We start from the raw sequence: 18,582 nt of genomic DNA on the forward strand, positions 1-18,582 counted from the left end.
ATATGAATCGACCAATTCGCGTACTTATAGCCAAGCCTGGCTTAGACGGGCATGATCGCGGGGCGCTGATTATTGCCCAAGCTTTGCGGGATGAAGGGATGGAAGTGATTTACACCGGTTTGCGACAGACACCGGCGCAAATCGTCGCCACCGCGATTCAAGAAGATGTAGATGTGATCGGATTATCCTGTTTGTCTGGAGCCCATAATGAACTGTTTCCTGAAGTGGTGCGGTTGCTCAGGGAACAACAGGCCGACGACATAGTGGTTGTCGGGGGTGGAGTCATTCCGCAAGAAGATATTGCGTACCTGAAAGAGCAAGGTGTGGCCGAAGTGTTCACATCCGGCACAACAACGACAGAAACCGCTGAATTCATCCGGCGAGTGGTCAAGGAAAAGGGGGTTCAGGCATGAAGTGTCCCCCAAAAAAAATCAGTCATATCGGCATTGCGGTTTGGGATTTGCAAAAGGCGTGCGCTTGGTATCAAGAAGTGTTGGGGTTAACTTTGGAAGGCATGGAGGAGGTGGAAAGTGAACAGGTGCGGGTCGGTTTCTTGCGCATCGGGGAAAGCCGAATTGAACTGCTTGAGCCGATGTCCGAAGAGAGTGCTATTCACAAATATCTGGTGCGGCACGGCGAGGGCATCCATCATATTGCCCTTGAAGTGAGTGACATCAAAACCAGGTTGCGGGAAGTGGCCGAGCAAGGGGTTCGACTGATCAATGAAGAGCCCAAACCCGGTGCGCACCAGATGAACATCGCATTTCTTCATCCAAAATCAACGGGCGGCGTATTGCTGGAATTGTGCGAAGCGCGGGAAAACGCAGAATGAGGATGTGACATAAATGGATATGTACAAGAAAATTGAAGAGATGGAAGCCAAACGGAGCAAAGTGGAGCTAGGCGGAGGAGAACTGCGGATTCGGTCGCAACACAAGCGCGGGAAACTGACGGCTCGAGAACGGCTCGACCTTTTGCTGGACGAGGGTTCATTTGTTGAATTAAATGCGTTTGTGGAACACCGCGCCACGCACTTTGGCATGGAGCACACGGAAGCTCCCGGCGAAGGGGTGGTGACGGGCTATGGAAAGATCCACGGACGGCTTGTGTATGTATTTGCCCAGGACTTCACTGTGTTTGGTGGGGCGCTGGGAGAAATGCATGCTTTGAAAATTGCCAAAGTGATGGATTTGGCGGCGAAAAACGGAGCGCCGATCATCGGCCTGAACGACTCGGGAGGAGCACGTATCCAAGAAGGAGTCGTATCGTTGGATGGCTATGGACATATCTTCTATCGGAATTCGATTTATTCTGGCGTGATTCCGCAGATATCGGTGATCTTGGGACCATGTGCGGGCGGTGCGGTCTATTCCCCCGCAATCACCGACTTCGTGTTTATGGTAGAGGATACGAGTCAGATGTTTATCACCGGTCCCAAGGTGATCGAGGCTGTCACCAAGGAGAAGATCACGGCGGAGGAATTGGGTGGAGCAAAAATGCACGCTACTACGAGCGGCAATGTCCATTTCACTGCGCCTACGGAAGCGGAAGTGCTTGAGGAGGTGCGGCGTCTGTGTACTTATCTGCCACAGAGCAACCGGGAGAATCCACCTCGTCGGGAATGGGAGGAGCAAGGAGATGACTGGGTAGAAGAGCTGGCCGACAAGGTGCCGGTGGAAGGAACGCGCGTTTATGATGTGCGGGAAGTGATTCAAGCGGTGGTGGATCAAGGAGATTTTATGGAAGTGCATCGTCATTTCGCCCGTAACATCGTCGTCGGTTTTGGTCGGATCGCGGGACGCACCGTGGGCCTTGTTGCCAATCAGCCGAAAGTGATGGCGGGAAGTTTGGATATTGATTCGTCGGATAAGCTGAGCCGCTTTATCCGTTTTTGCGATTGCTTCAACATCCCGTTGATCACGTTTGTCGACGTCACTGGCTTTTTCCCAGGCGTAAATCAGGAGCACCATGGCATCATCCGGCACGGCGCCAAGATCTTGTACGCATATTCGGAGGCTACTGTACCTAAGATTACAGTGATCCTGCGCAAAGCATTTGGCGGCGCTTATGTGGCGCTGAACAGTAAGGCGATTGGGGCTGATCTGGTGTACGCCTGGCCCTGTGCCGAAATTGCGGTGATGGGCGCGGAAGGCGCGGCCAATATCATCTTCCAACGTGAGATTGCGGACAGTGAACAGCCGGAAGAGACCAGACAGCGGCGGATCGCGGAATATCGCGAAAAGTTTTCCAACCCCTATGTGGCCGCGGCGCATGGCATGGTGGATGATGTGATCGATCCGCGCGCCACCAGACAAAAACTGATCAGCGCTCTGGAAATGCTGGAACAGAAACAGGAAAGCCGTCCAGCTAAAAAGCATGGAAACATCCCTTTGTGATAGGGATGAGAAGCACTGGCGAGGCCGTCTCTGGCCCCGGTGCTTTTTCTATTGTATGTGAATAAAAAAAATTAAATTGGACATAATAGGGGCAAAGCCAGTTTTCCCATGATGTGGCAATCTTCTAACTACCGGAGTGGAGGAAAATAGCACTAGGGTGTGTCTGGCATATCAAGTTGGTAGGGAAGAAGCGGCGGAAAAACCTTTTCTCGAGGAGCGCCTCGTCACGCGTGAAGCGAATGAGAAAATGGTTTTGGAGCCGCTGGCCTATGCATCAGACACGCTCTAGAAAATTGTTTCATTTAAATATAGAATGAGTAATGAGGAGTTGCTGAAAAATTTCGGATTACAAAGCGAACAACTGGCAAAAAAATGGCAAATTTTATAGCTTTGTACAGGCTTTTTTCGCCAAACCGCTGTCAATAACCAAAGATCCACGTTTTTTGCCTGATTTTAGGTCTTTGGTTGCCAACAAGTTGAATTGAGTCATGGTAAAATAGGTAGTAATTTTATCGGGTGATTGGAGGAGTAACGGTGGTAGACCAACAGCGTTTAATCGATGAATTTATAGAATTAGTAAAAACGGATAGTGAGACAGGTGACGAAAGAGCCATTTGTGACCTTCTGACCCAAAAACTGACAGAATTGGGGTTGGATGTGGTTGAGGATGGCTCTGCTCAATTGACGGGACATGGCGCGGGCAATTTGGTGGCGACACTGAAAGGAACGGTTCCGGGGGCACCTAAGATCTATTTTACCTGCCATATGGACACCGTCGCTCCGGGCAAAGGGATCAAGCCGCAAATCAACGGCGATGTGATTGAGTCAGACGGCACCACCATCCTTGGTGCGGATGATAAAGCTGGCTTGGCCGCCCTTTTGGAGGGAATCCGCCTGTTGAAAGAAAAAGGGCTTCCTCACGGACAAATCCAATTGCTCATTACTGCCGGAGAAGAATCTGGTTTGATTGGGTCGCGCCATTTGGATATGTCTCTGGTAGACGCCGATTTCGGGTTTGCTATGGATTCCGATGGAGAGGTGGGTGAAATCATCACGTCGGCTCCGTCGCAAGTAAAAGTGCTGGCAACCATTTATGGCAAAGCAGCACATGCAGGTGTGAACCCTGAAGATGGGATTAGCGCCATCCAAGTAGCGAGTCGGGCTATCTCCAAAATGCGCTTGGGGCGGATTGACGAAGAGACGACGGCCAACATCGGTCGCTTCCAAGGGGGCACTGCTTCCAACGTGATTCCGGAGCGGGTCGAAATCTTGGCTGAAGCGCGCAGCCGCAATCCGGAGAAATTGCGCCGGCAAGTGGACAGCATGGTACAAGCATTTCATGAAGCGGCTGAGGAATTCAACGCCAAAGCCGAAGTGGAAACACGTACCTTGTACCCTTCCTTCCACTTCTCCGAAGAGGATCTGGTGGTGCAAAAAGCCAAAGAAGCAGTTATGCGCATTGGCCGCACGCCCCGCATTGGCGCCAGCGGTGGAGGAAGCGATGCTAACGTGATTGCCGGGCACGGTATTCCCACAGTGAATTTGGGCATCGGTTACCAGAACATCCACACCACCAGTGAACGGATGCCAATCAAAGAGTTGGTGAAAGCGGCGGAGTTAGTGGTGGCTTTGATCGAAGAATCGGCGAAGGTAGAAGTGGCTGCTACGGGTAGCGGTTCTTTGGGGAAATAGGTTGTTAGCCCGTTTTTGACGCAATCATTATTCTGGATGGTTGGGTTGAAAAATATTCCTTGTCTGTTGAAAAAATCGAAGTGGCCATTAAATGGCCAATCCCAGTCACGTGAACAAAAAACGGTCTCCCGTCGGAGGCCGTTTGCTTTTATATATTGTATTTTGCCAATCCATCATCGCTGTCCATGCGGGCTAATTTTTCCAAGACCCGGCGTTTGCGGTAGAGCATTTGTCCTGCTTCCGACACTTCATCGATGGTGGAACGGTTGATATAGGCGCCGAAGATGATTCCTACGACGGGAACGAGCTGGAACAGTTTTTTCCATCCATAGTTGTCCCGGTAAGTATAGATTACTTCGCGCCACCCCTCCAATTTGGAGATGGATTCGCCAACTTGTGCTGTTTCGGCCGACGCTAGTTCTTTGATGATCGCTTGCTTACCGACGAAGTCACTGGAAGCGAATTGCAGGCATTTGACGATAAAAATGCGCTCATGTTTGTCCTTGGGATTGTAGCCGTAACTTAGCGCCATCTCTTGCAGAACCTTCAGTGAAAGGCCCAAAAGGGCGGGAATGTCAATCGCTAGGGTGAATACTCCGCCAAAGCCCGTTGTTGCTCCTTGCATGGTGGCGAATTGCTTGCGTGATTCTTTCAATTCCTCTGCCACTTTATCCATCGTGTGAAGCGGAAGAGCCGGCACTTTATCCAAAGTGAGGTAATCAGGACGAAGTTGGGCTTCTTTGGCCAGTTGAGTGAGGATTTCTTTTTCGCTGATCAAATACTGCCCGCCTGTTTGGATGTAGCCTCCCAATTCATCGAGAATTTTGCCTAGCCATTCATGCACGATGTTGGGAGTGATGCGGTCGAGCAGAGTGAAGGGAATTCTGCCTAACTTTTCCCAAAACCACAAATCCTTCTGATCTTGTTCCCATTTTTCTATTTCTTTTAATGCTTCCAATAGCATTTCCTGGTTTTCCATAATACTTCCATCCCTCATTCACTAATGCTTGTTACCGTTGAAAAGTCTCTTTGTTGCTGCCAACTACATTGAGCGCGGCTTGGTAGGCCGCGATGATTCGGTCCAATTGGGCCCGCTCCGTAAGTGTGAGGCGTGTCCGGTTCTGTGCCAGGTAAGTTTGCAAGCTGTCGAACCGTTGGGTGAGATGATCATATTCCAACTTGATTAGCCCTTCTACCAGGGAAGGCTCCTGCTCGCTTACCTCGGTGTGTGCCGGGAGTGGTTTATAATGTTTGATTTTCACCATGGAGCGATAGTGTACTCCGTCTTTTCCTTTGAGTTGCCCCAAATGGGTCAATTCGATGAAATCGCGGTCTGCCAACCGAACCAAGGCACGCCGGATGGTCGATCGCGTCAGGTCGAGGTATTTTTCCAATTGCCGGTAGGAAATGATGCAGGCCCCTTTGGGAATGAGAACTTGGTACTCTGGATGGATCATTTCCTCCGGAGCAGCCAACCGGACCAATTCAAAATAGGTTTGCCTCTCACGTGGAGTGAGTTGGTCCAGCTTGGCCTGATAAGGCTGAACTTTCATGTTGTCACTCCCTTGATGTTATAAGCCGAATGGGTCGTAGGTGTGTCGATTTGGCGCAATCTGGGTTGCATCATCATTTTAACCCAGCGTGGGCGCTGGAGGAAGTGCCGGGATAGATGAAGGATTGTAAGGATTTGCATCGCTTAAATAATTTTGCATTGACATTTCAATTCTATTAATTCATAATACTATTTGTACATATAAGAAGGCTTTGTCTAGCCAATTGCACGGTGATACGCTGTGCGGGACATGATGGCAAACAAACATCACCCGGCTCCGCGTTACTTAGTCAGCCCTAGTGCACCCCTTAGTGCGTTAGGTTCTGCCTAAGCAGGCGTAGCCGGACCTAACGACTAAGGGGTGCACTAGGGCTTTTTCAGTGCGAACCCAGATCCGAAGACTGTTAGTAGACAAAGTGATTCATGCCTGACTCGGGTAGTGTCCGAGTCGGGCATTCTTTTTACTTAAGGAGGATGGGGAATGGCTGACCAGGAGAAAAAGAATTTGATGTTAGCCCAAGCAGAGCGAGAATTTGCAACCCATGACACTTGGTGGGAAAAAGAAGAACCCAAGGCCCCGCTACCCGCAAGAATCCAAGCGATGCTGAACCGGAATGATCCGGCGGTGATTGATGAACTGCTTAAGTTCGCTTTTCTGTTGAATGGAGAGGTGCAAGTTTGGGATTACAACAAAGGAGGTTGGCAAAAGCTCAGTTTGCCAGAAGAAGATATGGCACAGCTTGATCCGCAAGACGGCTCTTGGTTGTGGACGTTGTACGTATCGGGGCATCCCCTGGCACGGAAAGCAGTGCGCAAACTATTGAGTTATCAGTCCGATATCTATGATCTGCAACGTCGATTTTTTAAATATCAGAGACATATGATCTCCAGGAAACTGCAGGTGAAATGGCACGGGGGCAGACGGAATGCGCTGATACCATTTGATGCAGTGTATTTCCGCTATGTAAAAGCAATCTTCAAGCTGGCAGAAAAAAAGGGAGACGCCGAAACGTGGGCGATCCTCGCGCATCGCTTTGACCTGGAGCGAAAAGGGAATAACCGGCTTCAAACCGCCGCTGGACAAGAAGTGGAGGTTTACTCCGATAAAACGCATTATTACTTGCGTCGCCGCTGTTGGCGTTATTTGCGAGAACTTGGGGAAAAGGGGAATCCGGCGTACATTCGCTTTGCCGTGGAAGCGTTGTTGCAATATGAAGACCAAGATGCCCGGTACGTGTCAAAGTACGAAAACGGTGAGTGGTTGGTCGGCAAAAAGTACAATCATCTTTGGCTGTTCAACCATCTGCTGTTTCACCGCAGCCAAACGTTTAAGCCTAAGCGTTTGCAGTGGGAGGATGTGTTTGTGCCGTATGACGGGCTTGACCGCAGGGAAGAAGCGTTCCCCAATCTCTGGGATCAACATGCGGACGAATTGTGGCGGTTATTCAACAAAGCTTCGTCAGGCACAGTGATCAGCTTTGCTTGGAATGCGCTCCTGCATGGAAATCGGGATTATCTGAATAGGGTGCCGCGTGAAAAATGGATGAAACTTTTGGATGATGAGCATAATCAACGCAACAGAGCCGCACTGGCATGGCTATTGGAGAACGAAATCTTGGCGGACAACGGCGAGGCGGATCTTGTCTTGCTGGAGGAACTGCTGTTCCATATAGATCAAACGGTGCGTGAAAAAGCGGCCGATTGGTTCGGGGAAAATGCACAGAAACTGCCTCGCGAGTTTAACCTGAAAATCACCCGGCGGATCATCGACATCATTAAAGATGGAAGTGATTATTGGCGGGCTACGGGTTGTATCGATTTGTTGCGGAGCCATTGCCGGCCCTATGTGAGTGAATTTGCGACTATGGCATTGATCAAGCAATTGCAAGACAGCGGTAGCCGTTGGTCTTACATGTATAGAATGAAGGAAGATTTGTTGGCGTTGCTGTTGGAAGAGTTGGATGTGGAACAACAGGAGGTCACAGGTGTCGAGTTGCTCCCGCTCCTCTCTTCAGCCAATAATGAAGTGCAGCAGCAGACAGAGGCGCTGTTTGAGAAGCATTTCGAAAAACTGAAGCTGGATTTGGACTTTTTGCTCGCTCTGATCAAAACACCGAACAGCCGAGTGCAAGCGTTTACTACTCGCTTTATGTCAGATCGTTTACTTTGGGTCGTACCTTTTTATCCCGCTCTTTTGCCCCGCTTGTGGGAAATGATGCTGGATGAAAATGAAAGTGCGCTGGTACGTAATTATATCCGTGACGTGTTGTTGGGGAAATTGTTCTTTGAGGAATTACGGAAGACCCCAATCAGTCAAGCGCTTGCTTTGTTACAGCATCAAGAGCATGCCATGCAGGCTTTCGGTGCGCAACTGCTGGCTCTGATCGAACCGAAACCGCACGATTTCACATTGCAACAACTGGTCGATCTCGCACATCGCCCCTTGGCGGAGGTTCGTGCGGCAGCGCGGAAGATGCTTGAAAAATTGCGGTTGATTTGGTCCCCCGATTTGTTGGTCAATGTAATGGAGACCGATTGGGATGACACGCGGGAGTGGGCAATGTGCATCGTGACCGCTCTTCCCACTGACGAACAGACCCCGGAATTGATCTACGGCTTGTTGGACACCGCCCGCCGGGATATCCGTGCTTTGGCCATGGAGTTGATTGACCGCCATCTGACACGGCTCGACTTGACGGAACTCATGATGCGAGCCAGTGAAAGTCCATATTTGGAGGTTCAGGAGTTCGCTTTAGCTATTGGCGACCGGCTGACCTGGACGGCTCAACGCATGACTGAGTTAGAGTTGTTTTTTCGGACTGTGTTTTTCCGCGTGCATCGGGGACGGCGTGCCAAAAACATGGCTTTCGCACTGTTGGAGAGACTGGCATTGGAGAAACAGGAATGCGCAGAAGCGATGGTGCCTCTGTTGAATGATATGGTACGCAATTTCGGGCGGCAGGATTTTGAACGGATCGTCCATCTGCTCACACAGATCAAAATGCGCTATCCACACATTCAGACACCGTTGGCGTTGGAATAATTCACAGCAAGGAGGAGAACGCATGCAATTTCAACAGACCTATGCCAAAGCAAGCAACATCAGTCATGTAGGCGGTCGTACACTGGTTGACTTTGCCCCGGATCTGGGTCGGGAGCCTACGTTTTTCCAAGGCCGAATCAAAGACTCCATCCGCTACCGCGACGCCATGATTGCGCTGCGCGATGTCGTTGTTTCAGATTTGAATGTTAAACCGAAGGATCATCGAGCTTATCAAGAGTGGGTGCAACAACAGTATGTGCTTGACCTGATCGACACGATGGGTAAAGAGTCGGGTGAAGCGGCGAGGATGCTGCTTATCCGTGAACGCATACAAGAATTGGATCGCCTCCGCACTAAACGCATGGGACCTTATTACAAAGCGCGGGCCCGGTATTTCAATTGGTTGTATCATAACGATCCTGACGCTTGGTTTGTTCTCGATCCTGTCATTACCGTGGCGCCTGATCAAGTTTTTTTTGAAGCCTTTTCGTTGGACGAGTCCTCCTACGGACGGTTGGCGGTTCATTCCGAACTGTTTGACGATGTGAAGGATTTCGCCTATGGTACGACCAACATCGATTTTTCGGATGCGTTGCTCAATGAAATCCAACGCATCCGCTCGTACCGTCCCACTGAATTTCAAGTGGACCCATCGGGCTTTGAAGTGGCGACGGAAGGACGGGAAGTGTACAAAGAGAAGAAAATCGATGTGCCTGTCAGCTGGATTCGCGGTTTTCTCCAAGTTCAATCAGCAATGACGATGCCAGCGGTCACCTTCGATGTGAAGCCGATCGATCTGTATAATCTCTGCACCTTTTTGCGACGGCACAAAGAACGGCACAGCCCTCGTTCGCTCAAGTTTTTGCTCAAGCCGGGTCAACCGGTGCAAGTGGTCATCGAGCCGTGGAACGAAGTGATGACCTTTAGCGATTCCGTTTATCTGGGAGATACCGAGCAAGAGATTCGCACTTGGGGGCGCCGCCGCCTCTTCTTATTGGAAAGGTTGTTGCCGCTGTCCCGCAAGATCACCGTCAACCTGTTGGGCACGGGATTGCCTAGTTTTTATGTGGCTGACTTGGGCAATCTCAGTTTCACGTTGGGCTTGTCTGGTTGGACTCGCAATGACTGGGCTGGTGCCGGTAACTTCGATTTGCTGATCGGCAGTTCGGCGCAGGTGACGCCCGAAGAGAGCAAACAAGTTTTTTCCAAGATGAAATGGAAAAAGACGGCGACAGCAGAATCATTGGCAGAGTGGACTGGCTTGCCAGTGCCTACGGTGCAAGCGGCATTACGCCAGCTGTGTAGTGCCGGCAGGGTGATGTTCGATTTGGAGATCGGCCGCTACCGCCTGCGTGAATTGACGCGCGACCCCTTGCCAGTGGATCAGTTGCGGTACGCTAATCCGCGTGAGGAAAAAGCGAAAAAATTGGTGCAACAAGGACATGTGAGCCTCTCACGAAAAGAAGCGTCGGCTAGCGGCGTAACGCTCTATGGCAGTGTCCGGACGAGCAACCGGTCGGTGGAACCCCAAGTGGTTCTTGATCATGACGGGCGGATTGAGCAAGGTGAATGCACGTGTTATTTCTACAAACAGAACAAGCTGATGCAAGGACCGTGCGAGCACATGATGGCGCTTGTGGCCATAGCCCGCGACTGAGCAAGGAGGAGGGAGATCAGGATGTCGGAGGAAAAACGTCCCTTAACCAGGGAAGAGTGGATTCAAAAAGTGAGTGCAAATGGGCGGGAAGCGACCATTCGTGAAGAGATGATCCGCTTGGGCTTCTGGAGCAACGATTCATTGACAGAGGAAGAGAAGAAGCAGCAACAAGCAGAGGATGAGGAGCGCGCCCGCTTGGCGGCGGAATTGCGGCGGTTGCAGTCCAAAGGCATGAGCATGCCCAAGGTGCAGCAACTGTTAAAAGAAGTGCGCCAAAAACGGATTGAAGCCAGCAGAAAAAGGCGAGAGGTACAAAAGGCAGAGCGAGAACAGAAGCGCCGCGAGGCCAAAGAAGCGTGGGAACAGCACCGCGCTCGCCATGTTGTGTATGCAGGAGAAGGGGTTTCAGGCGGATTGGAAAACAAGGAAACTCAGACGGAGATGTTGCGCCAAGCTGGCTTGCCCATCGTAACCACCGCGGAAGAGTTAGCAGAGGCGATAGGAATCTCCGTAAGCAAGCTCAAATGGCTTACATATCATCGCAACACGGCGACACTGTCCCATTATTTCCGATTCACCATCCCCAAACAAAATGGGGAAGAAAGGGAAATTTCCGCTCCCAAACAAACGCTCAGGCAAGCACAGGCTTGGATTAAGACTCATCTTCTCGACCGCCTGCCGGTACACCCTGCGGCGCAAGGGTTTGTGCCGGGGAAAAGTATCGTGGACAACGCGAAACGGCATGTTGGCCAAGCGGCAGTCATTAAGATGGATTTGCGAGATTTTTTTCCGAGCATTCATTTCTACCGGGTTCGAGGCTTGTTTCAATCATTTGGGTACAGTGAGATGATCAGTACGCTGTTGGCGCTGTTGTGTACCGAACCGCCGCGCCGCGCTGTTACGCTTGGAGGCCGTGTGTATCATGTGGCGATCGGGGAACGCCAGCTTCCACAAGGGGCCTGCACCAGTCCGTCCATAACGAATCTTTTGTGTCGTCGCTTGGATGAGCGGTTGTCAGGGTTAGCGCAAAAGTATGGCTTTCAATATTCTCGCTATGCTGATGACATGACGTTCTCCTGTTCAGAGGATGGAATCGGCCAAATCGGCACCGTCATAAACCAAGTACGTCGGATTGTGGCATTTGAAGGATTCACCGTCAATGAAGATAAAACGAGAGTGTTGAAGCGGACCAATCGACAGACAGTGACGGGCATTGTAGTTAACGAGAAGATCAATGTCAACCGCCGAGAATGGAAACAGTTTCGGGCGTTGTTGCACAACGTTGAAAAAAACGGACTAGAAGCGGAAAATCGTACAGGTCACCCACATTATTGGGATTACATCAAAGGGTACGCCAACTTTGTGCGCATGGTGCGGCCCGATTTAGAAGAGAAGCTGATTCGGCAGTTGCAAGCTATTGCGGTGAAACATCGCTTATCTCTGCCTGGATGGGCTGGAAAAACGGTTCAATCATAAAGGTATCGGGGTCGAGCCGATCAAGGCTCGGCCTTTGTGCGTTGATTGGGAAAGAGTCGATGGAGGGACTTCTCTTTCCGCAGTGGACGGAACAAACGATGTTTTCGTTCGATGAGCTGTTTTACGGTTAGCGGATGGTTGGTCAATTGGCGCAGATAGGCACGCACTTGCCAGCCTTTGCCGCTCACGCAGAAACTTGATTGTCGCCAGGTGCATTTCATCTGGATCACCACCGGAGATTATTTGTCTTAACCAGCATTGACACATCATCTTATCCATATGCGTAAAGCTGTCTCCATTTGTACGAGAATGGTCGGTTTGGAGATGGATGTGAGTTATAATAAGGAATAGATTGAGACAGGAGTGACAACAATGCGAAATTTTGAAGAAAAAACGATTGCGAGTCGAACGATATATACGGGCAAAGTGGTTCAGCTGCAAGTAGATGACGTTCAATTGCCCGATGGCCGCGCTGCCAAACGCGAAATTGTGAAACACCCAGGTGCCGTCGCCGTTCTGGCTATTACGGATGAGGGGAAAATGGTGCTGGTGCGGCAATTCAGGAAGCCGTTGGAAAAGACGATCCTGGAAATCCCGGCGGGCAAATTGGAAGCGGGAGAAGACCCCGGGGATTGCGCGGCACGAGAGTTGGAAGAAGAAACGGGTTACCGGGCTACGGGCTTGACGCATGTGGTTTCCTTTTACACCTCACCCGGATTTTCAGACGAATGTTTGCACATTTATCAAGCTGAGGGTTTAACAAAAGGGGAAGTGAACCCCGATGAGGATGAATTTGTGGAATTGGTTGAATGCACGCTGGATGAGTGCTTGGAGCGAATTCAAAGTGGCGATATCATGGACGCCAAAACGGTGGCCGCAGTCTACTTATGGCAAGCCCGGGTGTCGAGCGGGAGATGAAGTTGCAAGAGATTTTCGCCGACTTGCATATCCATATTGGCAGAACCCAGGGAAATCTCCCTGTAAAAATCACAGCGGCGAAAAACATGACGTTTGAAGCGATTATAAAGGAAGCGTTTCACCGCAAAGGCATCCAGCTGATCGGAATCATCGACGCTCAGTCCCCTCCAGTACAGGAAGAGATTCAGGCAGGATTGGACAAAGGGCTTTACCGCGAACATCCGGACGGTGGCATTACGTATGGGGATACGACTTGCGTGTTGGGGGCAGAGATCGAGCTTAGGGAGGGAGCCGGTGCGTTTCACGTCCTGGTGTACCTGCCCGGTTTGGAACAGATGCGAGAACTTACCGCCTGGTTAAAGAGATATATGAAAAATGTCCAGTTAAGCACCCAGCGGTTGCGGCAATCGGCATTGGCCCTGCAAGAAAAAGTATGGGAGTGGGGTGGTTTGTTTATTCCCGCCCATGTATTCACCCCGTTTAAAAGTGTTTACGGCAATGCCGCACCTCGCATGGAGCAATTGTTTGACATGAAGAAGGTATCGGCAGTGGAACTCGGGTTGAGCTCCGATTCGGATTTGGCCGATCAACTATCTGAGTTGGCACCTTTTACATTTGTCACCAATTCGGACGCTCACTCTCTACCCAAAATCGGTCGCGAATACAATCAATTGTTGGTGCGAGATGCTAGTTTTCAAGAATTGAAACGGGCACTCGCCAGAGAGGGGGGCAGGCGCGTCCTGGCTAATTACGGCTTAAACCCCAAGCTGGGAAAATACTATCGAACCCGTTGCTTGAATTGTGATGAATTGTGGCCGTCAAGCCAAGTTGCTTGTTGCCCACACTGCGGCAGCTTGAAAAAGGTGAAAGGCGTGAAGGACCGGATCGAGGAGATCGCCGATCAACCAAGTCGCCACCCGGCACACCGTCCCCCTTATGTTTATCAAGTGCCGCTTGAATTCATTCCCAAACTGGGCCCCAAAACCCTGGATAAATTATTGCAGGCATTTGGAACAGAGATGAATGTTCTTCATCATGCGGAGGTGGAAGAAATCCGCCAAGTAGCTGGCGCGGCTATCGCCCATTATATTCAATTGGCGCGCGAGCAACGATTGGCATTGTCCGAAGGGGGCGGCGGCGTTTATGGCAAAGTCGATCCACTACAAAAAAGCTAACCGATGTGGTTAGCTTTTTCCTTACTCTCTGGCTCCGTGTTTGCGCAAGATGGATTCCGCTTCTTGCACCCGGTCTTCCGAAGTTGCAAACACAGTGACTGACACATCCTCAAGTGAAGACAGGGGGTGGCCACCAGACAGTCCGCTGGCGTCGGGATGGGCGGCTTGCATAACGCTCTTGTCGGGATCGAGCCGGGGACTACCCAGCGTGCTCTCAGCCAATGACATCCGCGGGTTTTCATACGGATTACTATACGTGGCGTCTCCGTCAGCGTCTTTTCCGCCACCCAAGGGTGAAAAACGGCTCACATCCACTTCAAAGCCGGCCTGTCGTAGCTCTGCGGCGGCTTTCTGTGCGGCATCAATCGTTTGGAAATATCCGAATATCGCTCTTTCTGCCATGGTCATCCTCCTTTCCCCCTTAATGTCGGCCAGTTGGAAAGGAGTTATTCTGAAAGGAAGAGGGGCAGAATTGCTTCCGTTATCTATGCTAGGCCGCTGTGATATGATAAATTGATGGTAATGCGACATTGGAAAGAGAACGGATAATGGAACAACCATCAACGAATCGCACCCGTGGATGTAAACCTTTCGTTTGTGTAGGATCATTCATCGGTGTAGCTATCCTGTCACTACACAGGTGATGAGAATGGGAAACGCTTTGTCGTGGCGAGGCATCGCAAATGGAGGCGATCAGTGATACGCCTGTGGATCAACGTTTTAGCAAAGCGTTTTCTGTGTGCTAAGCACAAGTGTGATGATATGAAGTGTGAGTTTGGGATAATTGGGGTGGCGCCTGCATCGGGCTTATCTGTTAGTCCGTGAAAGGTTATAATAATTTCAGATAAATATAATATTTGGAGATGGATGGATTTTATAGGCAAGAGTGGGTTGCTCCGACTTTTTGCCAGCGCGTGTCGATGAATAGGTCAGCGGCTCCAAAACCATTTTCTCATTTGCTTCACCTGTGGCGAGGCGCTCATCGAGGAAAGATTTTTCCGCTGCCGCTTCTCTATCAACTTGATTCACCAGACATGCCCTGGATGGACAAGGATTAAAATGTGTGGGTGCGCTTTGAGAAGCCATCCCTGCCAAATGGGACACCGGGCGGCACCCACCATTCCTCCCCCGGTCAAAGGGGGCCGAGGCATCTTGGAGGAGGCGTTTGGGATGAATGTGAGTCCACTCATCTGGTCAGGGAAAGTGTTGACGAATCTCATGACCTTATTAATTGTGTTCATCATTGGCTTGATTGCGATCAAATCGTTAATCTTCCTGCTCAGACGCAAGCGAATCGGTTATCTATTGGCTGGGTTCAAAGCGATTTGGGTATTGTTTGGTTTCAGTTATTTTTTGTTTATCGGTTTTTATGTGTTTCAAAACATGCTTACCTCGGAGACATCTGAAGATTGGTTGCGCAATGCGGTAATCACCTTTGTGATTTTGTTGGTCGGAATCATGTGCTGGCTGGGGCCCGTGCGGGGAATTTTGGGATTGAGCGTGCAAAAAGCGCATGTGCGAACCGAGCAAAGCAATGCTTCGGCCGATGGTTGGGTGGTGGAAAGTTGGCTAGGCGAGGGTTCAGGCTTCCACTTGTATGCGGTCGGAGAGAAAAAAAGTGAATCGAACAAAGAGTGGGGCGGTTGAATTCTTTTCTCAAACTCTAGCTTCATGCGGCATACCTCTTCCATTTTAGTCATAGAGTAGTGTGACGGGACTGAAGGAGGCGAAGTCGGATGAAGCAGAAGAACAAGTGGAGACGGTCGATTCAATCGCACATTCAGCAACAACGGTCACCCTATTTGTTTGTCACCGTCTTGTTTATGATGGGGGTGATCTTCGGGGCGGTGATCGTCAATACGCTCGATCCTGCGCAAAAGGACGGGCTGTTAACTTACTTGGGCCATTTTTTTAGGGGGTTGGAGCAACACACGATTGCCGAGCCCGAAGTAGCGTTTCAACACGCGTTGGGGGATCATTTGAAAACAATTGGCCTCATGTGGATTTTGGGTCTGTCGGTTATCGGCATTCCCCTTTTGCTGGTGTTTATCTTCATAAAAGGCCTGGTGATCGGTTTTACGGTCGGTTTCCTGGTTAACCAACTGGCGTGGGAAGGATTGTGGTTCGCCTTTGTATCCGTAGTGCCGCAAAACTTGCTGATGATTCCGGCGCTCATTATTGTGACAGTGGCAGGGATTCACTTTTCCACCTTACTCGTCAAGAATCGGTTGATTCACTATCGGGGAACCATATACCCGCAGTTCGTCTCCTTTTCTCTCTTGGTGACGGCCATGGCTGTCGTGATGTTGGTTTCAGCCGCATTAGAAGCTTACCTTTCACCAGTCATGATGAAAGAAGCGATTCCAACAGAACAATTGATGGATCAATCATGGAATTAACACCGGTTTTAAAATAATTATTATCTAATAGTGTCTTTCATGTGGTTTGACTCTTCTGCGACTCTCCAATATAATGGTGTCAGATAAACAGGGGGGTGTTTTTGTGGAAGACCGGGTGAAACAAATTAAACAGCAATTATCCGCCCATAATTATAAATTAACCCCCCAACGGGAAGCGACGGTCCGTGTGCTACTGGAAAATGAAGAGGATCACTTAAGCGCAGAGGATGTCTACCTGTTGGTGAAGGATAAAGCTCCCGAGATCGGTTTGGCCACGGTTTATCGGACATTGGAGCTATTAAGTGATTTGCAGATCATCCACAAACTCAATTTCGGAGACGGCGTTACACGGTATGAATTCAGAGCAGAAGGGGCGGAGCATCATCACCATCACCTCATCTGCCTCAATTGTGGCACGGTGGATGAAATTATGGAAGACTTGTTAGGCCCGATCGAGGTGCAAGTTGAGAGAGAATATGATTTTCAGATCATTGATCATCGCTTAACCTTTCACGGGATATGCCACCGATGCAAAGGAAAAGTGACCGACCCCAAAAAATTAGTAGGTTCTAAAGTGACGTGAGATCTTTTTCTTAAAAAGGTCTCATTTTTTTTGTATTGGCATCAATAATTCCTCGATGAATGGCGCATGAATATGATAGGAGACTTAAGGAGGGATTCGCGAATGAAAGTAGGAGTGCCAACAGAAATCAAAAACAATGAGAACCGTGTCGCCATTACTCCAGCGGGGGTGGATGCGCTGGTGCAGTCTGGCCATGAGGTGCTGATCCAAAGCGGGGCCGGAAATGGGAGCGGTTTCACAGATGATCAGTATGCAGCGCATGGAGCCAAAATCTTGGGCAGTGCCAAAGAAGTATGGGAAAACGCTGACATGATCATGAAAGTGAAAGAACCGCAACCGGAGGAGGTTGCTTATTTTCGGGAAAACCTAATTCTTTTCACTTACCTGCATCTCGCACCAGAACCGGAGCTCACCCGGGCGTTAATGGATAAAAAAGTGGCTGCCATCGCTTATGAAACGATTCAATTGGATAACGGTGCGTTGCCGTTGTTGACCCCGATGAGCGAAGTAGCCGGACGGATGTCGGTGCAGATCGGGGCGCAATTTTTGGAGAAGCCCAAAGGGGGCAAAGGGGTTTTGCTCGGCGGCGTCCCCGGGGTACTGCCTGGAGAAGTGGTGATTATCGGTGGTGGCGTCGTAGGTACGAATGCGGCCAAAATCGCTTTGGGGATGGGAGCCAACGTAACCATTCTCGATATTAATGCGGATCGGTTAAGACAACTGGATGACCAATTCCAAGGCCAGTTGCGGACGTTGATGTCCAACCGTTACAACTTGGCGGAAGCCGTTGCCAAAGCTGATTTGTTGGTAGGCGCGGTATTGATACCAGGTCGCCGCGCACCGCGGTTGGTGACGGAAGAAATGGTTCGCACTATGCAACCCGGTTCAGTGATTGTGGATGTGGCGATCGACCAAGGAGGGTCCATTGAAACGATCGACCGGGTGACAACTCACAGTGAACCGACATATGTGAAGCACGGAGTAGTTCATTATGCAGTGGCCAATATGCCGGGAGCGGTGCCGAGGACATCGACCATCGCGTTGACCAATGTCACGATTCCGTACGCAGTTCAGATCGCCAACAAAGGATTGACACAAGCACTTGCCGACAACCGTTTTCTGGCACGTGGGGTGAATGTCATCAATGGGCAGGTCACCTACTCTGCCGTCGCCGAAAGCTTGGGTCTTCCGTATGTGCCGCTGGAAGAGGCGATTGGTCAACACCTGGCATAACTCGCATAACTTGTCTCCTTTTCCCATACCCTTATAGCAATACGGGGTAAAGGAAAGATGGATCATGGTTATTTCACTTCGCCGTTTGAAACGATGGAGCCAATTTTTTTTGTTGTTTGTGCTGTTCACGTTGCTTTTGTACCAGCTGTTCTCTTTCTTGGTGCCTCTGTTCAAACCGGATTACATGTATAAGGAGCCGAACGGAGGCGCCATCAAGGTGTTTGGGCATCAGCAGGAAACGGCGCGAGTGGCCGAGGCGCCTGCACAAAAAATAAAGGAACGGTTACTTATGTTTTATTGGTTGGGAGAATGATGTGAAACGGCACCACCTGTCCGTTTCTTTTTTTTTCTCCAAATGTAATGAATTTCTTCTTTATGATTTGAGTTAGGGGTATATAATGTAAGATGGGGGGCGACATCACATCAACGGCTTACCGCATGCGTTGCGTTGCCACAGT

General features: G+C 50.2%; 19 protein-coding genes. 14 read left to right on the forward strand and 5 right to left on the reverse strand.

The window, feature by feature from the left end:
• Positions 1–2: 2 nt before the first annotated feature.
• From NYR52_RS06710 to NYR52_RS06725, 4 genes are all read left to right on the forward strand, one after another.
• A complete protein-coding gene (locus NYR52_RS06710; RefSeq protein WP_029071794.1) occupies positions 3–413 on the forward strand; it encodes a cobalamin B12-binding domain-containing protein in 411 nt (136 codons plus the stop codon).
• On the forward strand, positions 410–832 hold the full coding sequence (mce, locus tag NYR52_RS06715) for a methylmalonyl-CoA epimerase (RefSeq protein WP_132220129.1): 423 nt from the start codon (positions 410–412) through the stop codon (positions 830–832). The genes NYR52_RS06710 and mce overlap by 4 nt, the downstream gene beginning before the upstream one ends.
• A gap of 19 nt (positions 833–851) precedes the next feature.
• The gene (locus NYR52_RS06720; protein WP_259436733.1) at positions 852–2,396 is read left to right on the forward strand and encodes an acyl-CoA carboxylase subunit beta; all 1,545 of its coding nucleotides are present in this window, start codon (positions 852–854) and stop codon (positions 2,394–2,396) included.
• Positions 2,397–2,930: 534 nt separating this feature from the next.
• Positions 2,931–4,088 (forward strand): M20/M25/M40 family metallo-hydrolase, encoded by a 1,158-nt coding sequence (locus NYR52_RS06725; protein WP_132220131.1) that lies wholly within the window; start codon positions 2,931–2,933, stop codon positions 4,086–4,088.
• A 148-nt stretch (positions 4,089–4,236) separates the two neighbouring features.
• Here NYR52_RS06725 and NYR52_RS06730 read toward each other — a convergent pair whose 3' ends face one another.
• Both NYR52_RS06730 and NYR52_RS06735 read right to left on the reverse strand, forming a co-directional pair.
• A complete protein-coding gene (locus NYR52_RS06730) occupies positions 4,237–5,067 on the reverse strand; it encodes an EcsC family protein (protein ID WP_132220132.1) in 831 nt (276 codons plus the stop codon).
• Positions 5,068–5,098: 31 nt separating this feature from the next.
• Positions 5,099–5,641, reverse strand: a complete 543-nt coding sequence (locus tag NYR52_RS06735) for a hypothetical protein (protein WP_132220133.1) — start codon at positions 5,639–5,641, stop codon at positions 5,099–5,101.
• Positions 5,642–6,121: 480 nt separating this feature from the next.
• Here NYR52_RS06735 and NYR52_RS06740 point away from each other — a divergent pair, with 480 nt between their 5' ends.
• The 3 genes from NYR52_RS06740 to NYR52_RS06750 are packed head-to-tail and all read left to right on the forward strand — an operon-like array spanning position 6,122 to position 11,816.
• The gene (locus NYR52_RS06740) at positions 6,122–8,683 is read left to right on the forward strand and encodes a hypothetical protein (RefSeq protein WP_259436550.1); all 2,562 of its coding nucleotides are present in this window, start codon (positions 6,122–6,124) and stop codon (positions 8,681–8,683) included.
• Between the two features lie 22 nt (positions 8,684–8,705).
• Positions 8,706–10,340, forward strand: a complete 1,635-nt coding sequence (locus tag NYR52_RS06745) for an SWIM zinc finger family protein (RefSeq protein WP_054095387.1) — start codon at positions 8,706–8,708, stop codon at positions 10,338–10,340.
• A gap of 21 nt (positions 10,341–10,361) precedes the next feature.
• On the forward strand, positions 10,362–11,816 hold the full coding sequence (locus tag NYR52_RS06750; RefSeq protein WP_022736206.1) for a reverse transcriptase family protein: 1,455 nt from the start codon (positions 10,362–10,364) through the stop codon (positions 11,814–11,816).
• Positions 11,817–11,836: 20 nt separating this feature from the next.
• Here the strand turns inward: NYR52_RS06750 and NYR52_RS06755 are convergent, their stop codons facing one another.
• Positions 11,837–12,037 (reverse strand): hypothetical protein, encoded by a 201-nt coding sequence (locus NYR52_RS06755; protein WP_259436551.1) that lies wholly within the window; start codon positions 12,035–12,037, stop codon positions 11,837–11,839.
• A 151-nt stretch (positions 12,038–12,188) separates the two neighbouring features.
• Here NYR52_RS06755 and NYR52_RS06760 point away from each other — a divergent pair, with 151 nt between their 5' ends.
• Together NYR52_RS06760 and NYR52_RS06765 are read left to right on the forward strand one after the other, a co-directional pair.
• Entirely contained in the window at positions 12,189–12,734 is a 546-nt protein-coding gene (locus NYR52_RS06760) for an NUDIX domain-containing protein (RefSeq protein WP_132220135.1), read from the forward strand.
• Positions 12,704–13,909, forward strand: coding sequence for an endonuclease Q family protein (locus NYR52_RS06765; RefSeq protein WP_246026844.1), 1,206 nt, complete (start codon positions 12,704–12,706; stop codon positions 13,907–13,909). Before NYR52_RS06760 ends, NYR52_RS06765 begins: the two co-directional genes overlap by 31 nt.
• 21 nt (positions 13,910–13,930) lie before the next feature.
• Here NYR52_RS06765 and NYR52_RS06770 read toward each other — a convergent pair whose 3' ends face one another.
• Both NYR52_RS06770 and NYR52_RS06775 read right to left on the reverse strand, forming a co-directional pair.
• Positions 13,931–14,311 carry a hypothetical protein gene (locus NYR52_RS06770; protein WP_132220136.1) on the reverse strand — a complete coding sequence of 127 codons (381 nt, stop codon included), beginning with the start codon at positions 14,309–14,311 and terminating at the stop codon, positions 13,931–13,933.
• Positions 14,312–14,749: 438 nt separating this feature from the next.
• Positions 14,750–15,013, reverse strand: coding sequence for a hypothetical protein (locus NYR52_RS06775; RefSeq protein WP_132220137.1), 264 nt, complete (start codon positions 15,011–15,013; stop codon positions 14,750–14,752).
• Positions 15,014–15,079: 66 nt separating this feature from the next.
• Here NYR52_RS06775 and NYR52_RS06780 point away from each other — a divergent pair, with 66 nt between their 5' ends.
• The 5 genes from NYR52_RS06780 to NYR52_RS06800 all read left to right on the forward strand — a co-directional run bounded on the left by NYR52_RS06780 (position 15,080) and on the right by NYR52_RS06800 (position 18,437).
• A complete protein-coding gene (locus NYR52_RS06780) occupies positions 15,080–15,556 on the forward strand; it encodes a hypothetical protein (RefSeq protein ID WP_022736212.1) in 477 nt (158 codons plus the stop codon).
• Positions 15,557–15,645: 89 nt separating this feature from the next.
• Entirely contained in the window at positions 15,646–16,308 is a 663-nt protein-coding gene (gene spoIIM, locus NYR52_RS06785) for a stage II sporulation protein M (RefSeq protein WP_022736213.1), read from the forward strand.
• Positions 16,309–16,381: 73 nt separating this feature from the next.
• On the forward strand, positions 16,382–16,891 hold the full coding sequence (gene fur / locus NYR52_RS06790) for a ferric iron uptake transcriptional regulator (RefSeq protein WP_022736214.1): 510 nt from the start codon (positions 16,382–16,384) through the stop codon (positions 16,889–16,891).
• A gap of 102 nt (positions 16,892–16,993) precedes the next feature.
• The gene (ald, locus tag NYR52_RS06795; protein WP_259436552.1) at positions 16,994–18,124 is read left to right on the forward strand and encodes an alanine dehydrogenase; all 1,131 of its coding nucleotides are present in this window, start codon (positions 16,994–16,996) and stop codon (positions 18,122–18,124) included.
• A gap of 64 nt (positions 18,125–18,188) precedes the next feature.
• Entirely contained in the window at positions 18,189–18,437 is a 249-nt protein-coding gene (locus tag NYR52_RS06800) for a DUF4227 family protein (protein WP_022736216.1), read from the forward strand.
• The last annotated feature ends 145 nt before the right edge of the window (positions 18,438–18,582 follow it).

The sequence above is a fragment of the Laceyella sacchari genome (assembly GCF_024927925.1).
Lineage (GTDB): Bacteria > Bacillota > Bacilli > Thermoactinomycetales > Thermoactinomycetaceae > Laceyella > Laceyella sacchari.

Coding starts and splice junctions, on each gene's coding strand:
- NYR52_RS06710 (WP_029071794.1), top strand. CDS start 3: ATGAATCGACCAATTCGCGTACTTATAGCCAAGCCTGGCTTAGACGGG.
- mce (WP_132220129.1), top strand. CDS start 410: ATGAAGTGTCCCCCAAAAAAAATCAGTCATATCGGCATTGCGGTTTGG.
- NYR52_RS06720 (WP_259436733.1), top strand. CDS start 852: ATGTACAAGAAAATTGAAGAGATGGAAGCCAAACGGAGCAAAGTGGAG.
- NYR52_RS06730 (WP_132220132.1), bottom strand. CDS start 5,067: ATGGAAAACCAGGAAATGCTATTGGAAGCATTAAAAGAAATAGAAAAA.
- NYR52_RS06735 (WP_132220133.1), bottom strand. CDS start 5,641: ATGAAAGTTCAGCCTTATCAGGCCAAGCTGGACCAACTCACTCCACGT.
- NYR52_RS06740 (WP_259436550.1), top strand. CDS start 6,122: ATGGCTGACCAGGAGAAAAAGAATTTGATGTTAGCCCAAGCAGAGCGA.
- NYR52_RS06745 (WP_054095387.1), top strand. CDS start 8,706: ATGCAATTTCAACAGACCTATGCCAAAGCAAGCAACATCAGTCATGTA.
- NYR52_RS06750 (WP_022736206.1), top strand. CDS start 10,362: ATGTCGGAGGAAAAACGTCCCTTAACCAGGGAAGAGTGGATTCAAAAA.
- NYR52_RS06755 (WP_259436551.1), bottom strand. CDS start 12,037: ATGAAATGCACCTGGCGACAATCAAGTTTCTGCGTGAGCGGCAAAGGC.
- NYR52_RS06760 (WP_132220135.1), top strand. CDS start 12,189: ATGCGAAATTTTGAAGAAAAAACGATTGCGAGTCGAACGATATATACG.
- NYR52_RS06765 (WP_246026844.1), top strand. CDS start 12,704: ATGGCAAGCCCGGGTGTCGAGCGGGAGATGAAGTTGCAAGAGATTTTC.
- NYR52_RS06770 (WP_132220136.1), bottom strand. CDS start 14,311: ATGGCAGAAAGAGCGATATTCGGATATTTCCAAACGATTGATGCCGCA.
- NYR52_RS06780 (WP_022736212.1), top strand. CDS start 15,080: ATGAATGTGAGTCCACTCATCTGGTCAGGGAAAGTGTTGACGAATCTC.
- spoIIM (WP_022736213.1), top strand. CDS start 15,646: ATGAAGCAGAAGAACAAGTGGAGACGGTCGATTCAATCGCACATTCAG.
- fur (WP_022736214.1), top strand. CDS start 16,382: ATGGTGTCAGATAAACAGGGGGGTGTTTTTGTGGAAGACCGGGTGAAA.
- ald (WP_259436552.1), top strand. CDS start 16,994: ATGAAAGTAGGAGTGCCAACAGAAATCAAAAACAATGAGAACCGTGTC.
- NYR52_RS06800 (WP_022736216.1), top strand. CDS start 18,189: ATGGTTATTTCACTTCGCCGTTTGAAACGATGGAGCCAATTTTTTTTG.